This window comes from Aquiflexum lacus (assembly GCF_015476655.1).
GTDB classification, from domain to species: Bacteria; Bacteroidota; Bacteroidia; order Cytophagales; family Cyclobacteriaceae; genus Aquiflexum; species Aquiflexum lacus.
Window position 1 is genome coordinate 68032 of the sequence record NZ_JABFHF010000020.1, and the last position, 11180, is coordinate 79211.

Annotated in this window: 9 protein-coding genes; 5 read left to right on the forward strand and 4 right to left on the reverse strand. The window is 37.5% G+C overall.

Features of this window, described 5'->3' with window-relative positions; all coding sequences use genetic code 11:
- The first annotated feature begins 84 nt into the window (after nt 1–84).
- Entirely contained in the window at nt 85–1818 is a 1734-nt protein-coding gene (locus tag HMJ38_RS17110) for a phospho-sugar mutase (protein WP_194975647.1), read from the forward strand.
- Between the two features lie 157 nt (nt 1819–1975).
- Nucleotides 1976–2545, forward strand: coding sequence for a hypothetical protein (locus tag HMJ38_RS17115; RefSeq protein WP_194975648.1), 570 nt, complete (start codon nt 1976–1978; stop codon nt 2543–2545).
- A 146-nt stretch (nt 2546–2691) separates the two neighbouring features.
- Here the strand turns inward: HMJ38_RS17115 and HMJ38_RS17120 are convergent, their stop codons facing one another.
- The gene (locus HMJ38_RS17120; RefSeq protein WP_194975649.1) at nt 2692–3630 is read right to left on the reverse strand and encodes a succinylglutamate desuccinylase/aspartoacylase family protein; all 939 of its coding nucleotides are present in this window, start codon (nt 3628–3630) and stop codon (nt 2692–2694) included.
- 90 nt (nt 3631–3720) lie between these two features.
- On the opposite strand from HMJ38_RS17120, the gene murB reads away from it, so the two are divergent.
- Nucleotides 3721–4734, forward strand: coding sequence for a UDP-N-acetylmuramate dehydrogenase (gene murB, locus HMJ38_RS17125; RefSeq protein WP_194975650.1), 1014 nt, complete (start codon nt 3721–3723; stop codon nt 4732–4734).
- On the opposite strand, the gene HMJ38_RS17130 is transcribed toward murB, so the two are convergent.
- Entirely contained in the window at nt 4731–5213 is a 483-nt protein-coding gene (locus HMJ38_RS17130) for a deoxycytidylate deaminase (protein WP_194975676.1), read from the reverse strand. The genes murB and HMJ38_RS17130 overlap by 4 nt on opposite strands.
- Nucleotides 5214–5400: 187 nt before the next feature.
- On the opposite strand from HMJ38_RS17130, the gene HMJ38_RS17135 reads away from it, so the two are divergent.
- Nucleotides 5401–5682, forward strand: coding sequence for a YidH family protein (locus HMJ38_RS17135; protein ID WP_194975651.1), 282 nt, complete (start codon nt 5401–5403; stop codon nt 5680–5682).
- Nucleotides 5683–5827: 145 nt separating this feature from the next.
- Here HMJ38_RS17135 and ppk1 read toward each other — a convergent pair whose 3' ends face one another.
- A complete protein-coding gene (gene ppk1 / locus HMJ38_RS17140; protein WP_194975652.1) occupies nt 5828–7948 on the reverse strand; it encodes a polyphosphate kinase 1 in 2121 nt (706 codons plus the stop codon).
- Between the two features lie 120 nt (nt 7949–8068).
- Nucleotides 8069–10027 carry a DNA topoisomerase (ATP-hydrolyzing) subunit B gene (gene gyrB, locus HMJ38_RS17145; RefSeq protein ID WP_194975653.1) on the reverse strand — a complete coding sequence of 653 codons (1959 nt, stop codon included), beginning with the start codon at nt 10025–10027 and terminating at the stop codon, nt 8069–8071.
- A gap of 376 nt (nt 10028–10403) precedes the next feature.
- Here gyrB and HMJ38_RS17150 point away from each other — a divergent pair, with 376 nt between their 5' ends.
- On the forward strand, nt 10404–11156 hold the full coding sequence (locus tag HMJ38_RS17150; protein WP_194975654.1) for a bacteriorhodopsin-like: 753 nt from the start codon (nt 10404–10406) through the stop codon (nt 11154–11156).
- Nucleotides 11157–11180: the final 24 nt, after the last annotated feature.

Genomic DNA, 11180 nt, shown 5'->3' on the forward strand with positions numbered 1-11180 from the left:
AATTTTATTAATCTTATTGGCCTCTTATTATGGCTATTTTTGTTGAATTATCTATCTTAGAAAATCATTAAAACTTTTTCCAAAATGACAACAATAGAACCATTAATTGCCGCCAAAGCTGAAAGCTGGCTGAACAGTAATATTGATGAACAGAGTAAAGCAGAGATACGTGCTCTCTTGGATTCGCCGGACAAAACTGAATTAATAGATTCCTTTTACAGGGATTTGGAATTCGGGACAGGAGGATTAAGGGGAATCATGGGTGTTGGCTCTAACAGGTTGAATGTGTATACCGTCGCAATGGCTACCCAAGGCCTTGCCAATTATCTCCTGAAGTGCTTTCCCAATGAAGAAATCAAGGTAGCCATCACACATGATTGCCGGATCAATAATACTTTATTTGCAGGTACCACTGCCAATGTCTTTACAGCAAACGGCATTAAAGTAAAATACTTCAGAGAACTTCGACCCACTCCAATGCTATCCTTTGCCATCAGGCATTTTGGATGCAAAAGTGGCGTGATGGTAACTGCCTCACACAACCCCAAAGAGTACAACGGGTATAAAGCATATTGGGATGATGGTGGTCAGGTAGTCGCACCACATGATAAAAACATCATTGAAGAAGTGCAAAAAATCAATTCCATCGACGATGTCAATTGGAACAAGAATGACAATTTGATTGAATATATAGAAGAGGATTTTGATTTGATTTATCTAAATCTTGTCAAAAAACTAAGTCTATCTCCGAATGAAATAATGCTTCAAAGGGCAATGCCAATCGTGTTTTCCCCTATCCACGGTGCTTCCGGGAAGATGGTTCCCGCTTCTTTAAAAGTATTTGGATTTGAAAATATTCATGTAGTCAAAGAACAGGCAGAGCCCGATGGAACATTCCCAACGGTCATATATCCTAACCCTGAGGAGGCTGAGGCATTGAACATGTCTATTGAACTGGGCAAAAAGATCGGAGCTGAACTTGTTTTGGCCTGTGATCCGGATGGAGATCGTTATGCAGCTTGTATCCCTGACGGAAAAGGGGATTTTGAATTACTGAACGGTAATCAAACGGGGGCATTGCTAACCTATTACCTCCTAAGTAAATGGAGGGAACATGGGAAACTGACCGGAGATCAGTTTATGGTAAATACCATCGTTACTACAGAATTGATTGATGAAATCTGTAAGGGCTTTGAAGTAACCTGCTATTCAGTACTTACAGGATTTAAAAACATCGCTGAAATAATCAGGAATCTTGAAGGAAAGAAAGAGTTTATAGGCGGTGGAGAAGAGAGTTATGGGTATTTGGTCGGGGATTTTGTGAGAGACAAAGACGGAAACTCTGCCTGTGCCATGGTTGCTGAAATTGTTGCTTACTACAAGACAAAAGGTAAATCCATTCAGGATGTACTTGCTGAAATCTATATGCAGTTTGGGTTTTACAAAGAATCTCTCATTTCTGTGACCAAAAAAGGAAAAGACGGAGCAGAACAAATCCAAAACCTCATGTCTGGTTTCAGAACCAACAAACCCACAGAAATGAACGGCATCAAAGTCGTAAAAATTGTCGATGTAAAGGAAAGTAAGATTTATGACCTGATCAATGGTACAGAATCCGAATTGAAAATGGATAAATCAAATGTGATCCAATTTTATTTAGAAGATGGCAGTAAAATTTCAGCCAGGCCATCAGGTACTGAACCAAAGATTAAGTATTATTTCTCTGTAAATGAAAAACTTCCGAACCGGGAGGCCTATCAAGCTGTGCAGGAATCTCTTGATGAGAAAATAGAAGGGTTAAAAAAATATTTTGCTTAATGAATAGATGATTCCGATAAAAAGCCCTCTCAGATATTTGAGAGGGCTTTTTATCTGAATCTTAAAATAATCTGATTTTTAACCTATTTTTGTGAGTCGGATTGTAACCCCTACAATCCATAAAACCGTTAAAAAATCAAAACCAACTCATTATAAAATGAAAATTCCTAAAATCCTTCTCCTGTGCCTTTTTGTTGTCTTCGCATTTTCTTCCTGCGATAAAGAAGACCCAAGACCCAACTATAATTATAAATTCAAAGTCAACGGTGTGGAAAAAGAATTTAGTGGCAGCAATGATGCCAACATAGTATTTATCGAAGATCCCAATTCAAGTAACCGATTTACGATTTTCACTTTTGTAACAGGAAATGACCCCAATAAAAATGCAATTATCATTTCATTGAGAACAAATGTCACTCCCGAATTTGGTGTCAATTATGAAATGCAAAATCCGATTTTGGTGAATGATCAACCTGCACCGTCGCTTACCCTCATTTATTTAGATGAAAACGGTAAAGAATATGGAGCAGTATTGTTGCAAAGCCTAAATCCAGGTGCTATGGACAATGCTTCTTTGATGCTTACCGAACTTACTACAGAAGGTTCCTATGGAACTTTCGAGGCAGTTGCTTTTGATTTAAATCAAACAGGAGAACTAAGCCAAAGAACTCCGCTCAATATCACCGATGGTGAATTTTTTATGCCGAATGTGGTCTCCTTGAGATAAACCAAAAGTTCAGATAAAAGCCGGGAATCCCCGGCTTTTTTATTTCAAATAATTCTATTTTATGCATTTGATCAGACCTGTCAATTCAAGTCTGCTGTAACTGAAATCAAATAATGTAAATTTGGGATCCTGTTTGATATTTTTTTTTAAACTCTTCCAACATGAACGATTGCATCCCCTGCGTTGACAACAGGATTGTTGTTCAATCCTACAACATGACCGTTATTGGTAGCTTTCACAGGTACTTTTACCTGACCATAAGGGTCGGTGATTTTTGCAATGATCTGTCCTTTTTTGACTTCATCTCCCAATTTTACATTTGAAGAAAAAATTCCGGAAACCTTAGCCCTTACCCAAGAGCTTTCCTTGATCATAATCGTAGGTTTTGAGAGCACTTCACCGGGCAGCATATCCAAATAATTCAACATCCTTTTGGTACCCAAAATCGCTTCCTCTACTGCATAATCGTCCAATCTCATAGATTCACCTCCTTCATAGACCAGTATATGCTTTCTTCTTTTATAAGCCTCTTTCCTAAATGATTTATCTATATGAGGTGAATTGAGAATAAAATGCGTTCCGAAAGCATTAGCCAACTCTAGTCCTCTTTTGTCTTTATAATCTACCCGGACCTGTGGAAAATTGGAAAGCATTCTCCCGCCTGTATGAAAATCTATCCCGTAATCAATTATCGGAATGATTTCATTTGAAAGAATAAAGGCAATCTGCGAAGCTAGTGAACCTTTTTTGCTTCCGGGGAAACTCCTATTGAGATCTCTTCCATCAGGAAATGTTCTCGAGCTACTCAAAAACCCATAGACATTCACCAAAGGCATAAATATAATAGTCCCTTTGGTTGGCACTATTATTTCTTCCTCAAGCATTTTTCTTACAGCCACTATTCCATTGATTTCATCTCCATGAATTCCTCCGGAAATCAAAACCACAGGTCCGTCCTCCTTGGCCCTTTTGATGAAAACAGGTAAATCAATCAATGTATGTGTGGGAAGTCTTGCGATCGCAATATCTATATTCAATGATTGACCGGGTCTGATCCGGATACCATTTATGACCATTTCTTTCATAATAATCTTACTTTGTAAATATGGGTATTAAGATGTTAAGCTTTCAATTTGGCCAAATTCTTCCTTAATTCGCAAGTACAATTTCGCAGCATGAATATACAAGAAAACATCTCTCTTCAGCCATTCAATACATTTGGAATAGATAAAAAGGCAAATTTTTTTGTAAAAGTTAAAACAGAGGATGATGTCAAAAAAGCGCTTGTTTTTGCGAAAGAATCCAAACTTCCGGTTTTCATTTTAGGTGGTGGGAGTAACATCTTACTGACAAAGGATCTCGATGCTTTGGTAATAAAAATTGAAATATCTGGCATAAAAGTTCTTGAAGAAAGTGAAGATGAGGTCATTGTAGAAGTTGGAGCAGGAGAAAATTGGCATACATTTGTGCTGCATTGTATAGAAAATGATTGGGCGGGAGCTGAAAACCTATCTCTCATTCCAGGAACCGTGGGAGCCTCACCCATGCAGAACATTGGCGCCTATGGTATAGAAATCAAAGAAATCTTCAAATCACTCCATGCTATTCACAGGGATACTTTGCATGAAAAGACTTTTGATGCTCAAGATTGTAGGTTTGGATACAGGGAGAGTGTTTTCAAAAGTGACCTGAAAGACCAATATATAATCACCAAAGTGGTTTTTATTTTAAAAAAGAAACCAACATTTCATATTGAATATGGTGCCATCAAACAGACTTTGGAGGAAATGGGGATAGAGGAACCAAGCTTAAGATCCATCAGTCAGGCTGTCATCCAAATAAGGCTGAGTAAGCTACCTGACCCAAAAGAAATCGGTAATGCAGGTAGTTTTTTTAAGAACCCAACAGTTCCCCTTGAGTTTTTTGAATCATTAAAAAAAACCTATCCGGAAATGCCTTCATTTCCAAATGAACAGGGCGTAAAAATCCCTGCGGCTTGGTTGATTGAAAAAACAGGTTGGAAAGGAAAAACCTTCGGTAGTATCGGAGTGCATAAAAATCAGCCATTGGTTCTGGTAAATTATGGCGGAGGTGATGGCAATGAAATCAAGTTGCTCAGTGAGAATATTCAGCAATCGGTTTTTCGAAAATTTGGTATCATGCTGCATCCTGAAGTGAACTTCCTTTAAATCAAAGGATCTTCAAAAGCTATTTCCTTAGAATACTTCATCACCTCTACTCCAAACTTGGACAGGAAGTCTATCCCTTCATCCGATGGCAATCCCTTATACTCGGCATAAGAATACATGTAAACCAATTTAACAATTCCCATCGAAAAAATAATTCTGGCACAGGCCAAGCAGGGCGCAAGCGTCACATACAAGGTAGAACCTTCCACTGAGGTATTATTTTTGACTGCATACAAAATGGCATTCTGCTCTGCATGAAGTGCCAAAGTACAGCTACCTTTGCTATCTCGTGCGCAGCCATGTTCGGGAAACTCCTCATCACAGTTATGGGTTCCTGAAGGTGGCCCATTGTAGCCTATCGAAATTATTCTTGTTTCTTTGGTCAGAACGGCACCCACATGTTTTTTAATACAATGGGATCTTTTGGCAAGATTCACAGCCAATTCCATAAAAATGTCATCAAAATTCGGTCTACTCATCATCTCATTTCAAAACTTAAGTGACTATTTTCTATAGGGTTCTATTGGGAAAAGATAAATAGTCAGGCCCAAAAGTAATCAAAGTCAAAAATTTATAACACCACCACAACCAAATTTCATCAATTTGTGTAAATCGTTACAAAGAGAAAGATGTTTTTTACCGATATTTGAACCAAATTCAAATACAATGGCTGAAGAAAATTTTACAGAAAACGAACTTATTGTAAGAGATTACCTGGCAAGGCAACGTACGCACCTTGCAAATGACCGCACGCTTTTATCCTATATCAGAACAGCTTTATACTTCTTGGTCAGTGGAACTGCCCTTATGGAAGTCAATGCATTGTCGCATATCAGGCAATTGGGCTACTTGGGATTTGCATTGAGTTTGGGCATGTTATTGTTGGGATTCTATAATTTTTTTAGAATAAAGAAAAAACTCCGAAAGCACTATTATCAAAAAATGTAGAAACAATATCCGGTAGCAATTTGAATTGCTAAGTAATTCGATTTCGCAACAATTTCTTACAGAAGCAAAGTCTAATTGATAAAAGCGGATTAAAGTTATTTTTGGTTCAAAAAGCCTTGAATATCACGGCTTTTTGAACCAAAATTTAAACCAGTTTCACGGTCAATACATCCTCAGATTTGACATCAAAAAATTCCTTGTGAACGTTAAATTCTTCTTCATCCACTTGGGGGATTTTTAATACGTAGGTTCCATCTTCCAGCATTCTATAGGCATTGACATTATCCTTCAGGTTAAAGGATAAGATATTCATCAATTGTTTTTCAAGCAATGGATCTTCGACCCTAAATAGAGATTCAAGCCTTTTATCAAAACTTCTAACCATCATATCTGCACTTCCAGCATATGTTCTAGTCACTCCGTTATTGTGAAAATGATAAATTCTTGAATGTTCCAGAAAATCCCCTACCAAGGATAAAACTTCAATGTTTTCACTTAGTCCAGCCCTGCCAGGTCTCAGACAGCAAATACCTCTGATGATCAGCTTTACGGTCACACCCGATTGAGAAGCTCTATATAATGCATAAATAATCTCAGAATCCTCTAAAGAATTGACTTTGATAAATATCCCGGAGGGTAATCCATTGCGAGCGTTTTCTGCTTCTTGTTCAATAAACGCTATTAATTGATTTCGCATATCCCGGGGTGCTGTGATCAAATTCTGATATGTCATGGGCATAGAATGGCCTGTGATGACATTAAAGAATTCTGATACATCATTTGCCAAGATTTCATTGGTAGTCAAAAGGCCAATATCTGTATACAACCTTGAGGTATCCTCATTGTAATTCCCTGTCCCTAAATGCACATACCGTGTTACATAATTTTCATCCTTTTTGACAATCAGCAATAACTTTGTATGTGTTTTCACATTGCTGATTCCATATATTACAAAGCAACCTGCTTTCTGAAGTTTTTTGGCTTCTCTGATATTGTTTTCTTCATCAAATCTCGCTTTTACCTCAAACAATACCGAAACGTGTTTGCCATTTTCCGCAGCCCTTAGTAATGCTTTGGTAATCCTGGAATCCTTTGCCAATCTGTAGATTGTCATTTTGATGGCCATCACATTTGAATCTTCGACAGCTTTTTCGATAAGTTCAAGGATAGGGTCAATATTGTTGTAAGGATGGTGCAATAAGATATCCCTTCCCTTCAAAACCTGAAATATATCATCTGTACCGTCTTCGGGGTATGATATCGGAGGAACCGGTAATGGAATCTGCGGTAATTTATCTTTGAAGCGTTTGTTTCCAATAAATTGCCAAAGACCGTTAAAGTCCATCATACTGGCTCTCTCAACTTTAAAGATACTGTCATCCTGAATATTCCATCTTTCCTTAAGCAAGTTGATCATCCATCTGCTATATCCCTCCTCTATTTCAATTCTGACAACCCTTCCCGTTTTCCTTTCATTCAATTTTCTTTTTACCTCTTCAAGGAAGTTGGCATCCATATCTTCACTTTCCTCAAGGGTAAAATCACCATTTCGTGTAATTCGGAATAGGTTAATGGATTCGATATTCACATTTCGGAACAATGTCACTATGTTCTCCCTTATCACTTCCTCGATAGGTATAAACAACACCATATCCTCCCGCTCTATTTCAAAAAACCTTGGAATATTGGCTGGAATTTGAACAAATGACAATTTCTTATTTTCTTTTTTATCGCCTGGAGCTAAAGTGACCACACCAAAAACCAAAAGTTTATTCATCAAAATAGGAAAGGTCCTATATCCATCAAAAACCATAGGCGTGAGCATGGGATACACAGCTTTCATAAAATATGATTTTATGTATTCCCTTTCATCAGGTTCCAGATTTTTTACATTACTAAGTATAAAGCCTGATTCTGACATATTGGGCAAGAGGTTATTCAGAAAATGTTCCTGTTGGCGCTTATGGAATTGCTGGCATTCCAGCATCAGTTTGATTTTGAAAGGCTCTTCTCTCAATCCTGAATAATCTACCCTTTCTTTATCATAATCGAGGTAATTGTACAGAGAACCCACTCTGATCATAAAAAACTCATCGAGATTGGAAGCTGTTATGGCCAAAAATTTCAACTTTTCAAAAATTGATCTTCCTTCTTTTTTGGACTGATCCAATACTCTTTCATTGAATTTTATCCAACTCAAATCCCTACTGACCAAGTCACTGCTTTCAACAATACTGTCAAATTTATCTTTTGAGGCTACTTTCATATTGGGCTAAAACAACGGTAAAACTAAGCAATTTCGAATTGCTGAAATCATTTATAATTTTAACAATTTATTAATAAATAAAAAAAAAAGGGGCAAATGCCCCTTTTAAATTTTGGATTATCAGGAGTCAATTTTGGCATATTTTGCATTCTTTTCTATGAAATCCCTCCTGGGAGCTACTTCATCACCCATCAACATAGAAAACAAATGATCCGCTTCAGCAGCTGAATCAATGGTAACTTGTTTCAAAGTACGTGTATTAGGATCCATGGTTGTGGTCCACAATTGTTCCGGGTTCATTTCTCCTAGTCCTTTATAGCGCTGAAGATTAATACTGTCTTCTTTACCTTCACCCACCATTTCGACAGCTATGATTTTTCTTTCCTCTTCATTGTAGGCATACCTTTCATCTTTACCCTTTTTGAGCAAATACAAAGGTGGTTGTGCTATATAAACATATCCGTTTTCGATTAACAATCTCATGTACCTGAAAAACAACGTCAGGATTAAAGTCCTGATATGTGAACCATCAATATCAGCATCCGTCATGATGATAATTTTGTGATATCGAAGATGAGAAAGATCCAACTCTTTGTCATCATTTACGGTTCCAAACTTTACGCCAAGAGCTGTTAGAATGTTCTTGATCTCATCATTATCATAAATTTTATGTTCATGGGCTTTTTCAACATTCAAAATTTTACCTTTCAATGGTAAAATGGCTTGAAATTCTCTATCTCTGCCTTGCTTGGCTGAACCGCCAGCAGAGTCCCCTTCGACCAAATACAATTCACAAACAGTTGGATCTGAGTTGGCACAATCAGCAAGTTTTCCAGGAAGTCCTCCACCACCCAAAATATTTTTACGCTGAACCATTTCCCTAGCTTTTCTAGCTGCATGTCTCGCCTGGGCAGCCAGAATTACCTTTCCAACAATGGTTTTTGCTTCTTTGGGATGCTCTTCCAGCCATATTTGAAGAACTTCGGAAACCGAACTATCCACAGCACCCACCACATCAGAATTACCAAGCTTGGTTTTTGTCTGCCCTTCAAATTGGGGTTCTGCCACTTTAACCGAAATGACAGCAGTCAATCCTTCTCTAAAGTCATCACCTGATACTTCAAGCTTCAGTTTATCAAGCATCCCGGATTTATCAGCGTAACTTTTCAGTGTTCTGGTAAGGGCCCTTCTGAAGCCGGAAACATGCGAACCCCCTTCATAAGTGTTGATGGTATTCACATAAGAAACCACATTTTCTGAATAGGAGGAATTATAGTTCATGGCTACCTGAACAGGGACACCGTTTTTCTCTGATTCTATATAGATTGGATATTCAATTATCTTTTCTTTGTTTTCATCAAGGTACTGAACAAACTCTACCAATCCCCCTTCAGAATAAAACTCATCAGACCTTGGCGTACCATCTTCATCTAACTCTCTCAAGTCAGTAAGAAAAATTCTTATCCCTGCATTCAAGAAAGACATTTCTCTCATTCTTGTTGCAATGGTTTCGTATTTGAATTCCGTTATGACAAAAATACTAGCATCCGGTTTGAAATGTATGGTGGTCCCACGTTTTTCAGTAGTTCCTATCTCTCTGACAGGATATTGGGGAACACCAATGTTATATTCCTGTTCAAAGACCTTACCGTTCCTATGCACAGTCGCTTTAAGCATAGTGGATAAAGCATTGACACAGGAAACACCGACGCCATGCAAGCCTCCCGAAACCTTATAAGTATCTTTGTCAAACTTACCTCCGGCGTGCAAAACTGTCATGACAACTTCTAATGCCGACTTTTTCTCTTTTTGATGCATATCAGTAGGGATTCCCCTACCGTTATCCTCCACGGTCACTGAATTGTCTTCATTGATAGTAACCCGAATAGTATCACAATGACCCGCAAGGGCTTCATCAATAGAATTATCTACAACTTCCCATATTAAATGATGTAAGCCTCTTACTCCAATATCACCGATATACATTGCCGGCCTTTTTCTTACTGCTTCTAATCCCTCTAAAACCTGAATATTGCCAGCCGAATAATCATGCTTGTTTACTTCTTTATTTTCGCTCATATAATGTTTAAAACGCCTTTTTATTTCTCAAAAAAGAGATTTTTATAACTGTTTTTCAAACCGTAATAATACGCAAAAAAATTGAGAGGACATACCCAAAAGAAATGATAAAGCCAACCTTTTACAAGTAAATGCAGCGTAGATACAATTGTTGAATTTCAATTCTTATATAATGAAGAACAATTTCTTCAAATCTCTGTGTATATAATTAATACCAGTTTTAAGTAGTTCAATTAACAAAACAGGCTGTTTGTTTACATTTGTTTACTTTTTAAGGCAAAAGATTAAACAAAATTTACTCTATCGTACTTGTAATGCTGTTAAATGCATCCAAATAAAATTTCTCTAAAACAAACACATCTAAAATCAATTAACTATGAACAGCATCCTAACAGCTGATTTGATCGGTCTTGACAAACTTATCAACAGCGACCCAGTAGCCATCACATTCTTTATAGGATATATGGCGATGTTTGCTTCAGCAGTTTTCTTTTTCGTAGAAAGAAGCTCTGTAAGTGACAAATGGAAAACTTCTTTATTGGTATCAGGTTTGATCACCGGTATAGCAGCAGTCCACTATTATTACATGAGAGATTTTTATCTCCAGACAGGCCAGAGTCCAACAGCATTTAGATATGTTGATTGGACTTTAACAGTTCCACTAATGTGTGTGGAATTTTATTTGTTAACCAAGCCGTTTGGAGCTAAAACCAGTACGCTTACAAAACTTATCCTTGCTTCTTTACTCATGCTTATCACTGGTTACATCGGTGAAACTTCGGGAATTGAAAATAACGTGATGTGGGGAATCGCCTCTACAATAGGTTATTTGTACATAGTCTATGAAGTATTCGCAGGTGACGTTGCCAAATTGGCAAGAGGTTCAGAAAGCCCTGCTCTCAACAGAGCAATGTTTCTATTGAAAATATTCATCACTCTAGGATGGTCAATTTATCCTATTGGTTACATGGTTCTTCCTGGAAACCTGCTTTCAGGTGCTTTCGAAGTAAGTAGTATAGATTTATTCTACAACTTGGCTGATGCCATCAATAAAATTGGATTCGGATTAGTAATTTACTCAGTTGCTATCTCTGAAACCAATAAAAACAAGAAAGTAATAGCTGCTTAATAATCAATTAGATAGGCTGTCCGA

Coding starts and splice junctions, on each gene's coding strand:
- murB (WP_194975650.1), top strand. CDS start 3,721: ATGAATATACAAGAAAACATCTCTCTTCAGCCATTCAATACATTTGGA.
- HMJ38_RS17115 (WP_194975648.1), top strand. CDS start 1,976: ATGAAAATTCCTAAAATCCTTCTCCTGTGCCTTTTTGTTGTCTTCGCA.
- HMJ38_RS17135 (WP_194975651.1), top strand. CDS start 5,401: ATGGCTGAAGAAAATTTTACAGAAAACGAACTTATTGTAAGAGATTAC.
- ppk1 (WP_194975652.1), bottom strand. CDS start 7,948: ATGAAAGTAGCCTCAAAAGATAAATTTGACAGTATTGTTGAAAGCAGT.
- HMJ38_RS17120 (WP_194975649.1), bottom strand. CDS start 3,630: ATGAAAGAAATGGTCATAAATGGTATCCGGATCAGACCCGGTCAATCA.
- gyrB (WP_194975653.1), bottom strand. CDS start 10,027: ATGAGCGAAAATAAAGAAGTAAACAAGCATGATTATTCGGCTGGCAAT.
- HMJ38_RS17110 (WP_194975647.1), top strand. CDS start 85: ATGACAACAATAGAACCATTAATTGCCGCCAAAGCTGAAAGCTGGCTG.
- HMJ38_RS17150 (WP_194975654.1), top strand. CDS start 10,404: ATGAACAGCATCCTAACAGCTGATTTGATCGGTCTTGACAAACTTATC.
- HMJ38_RS17130 (WP_194975676.1), bottom strand. CDS start 5,213: ATGAGTAGACCGAATTTTGATGACATTTTTATGGAATTGGCTGTGAAT.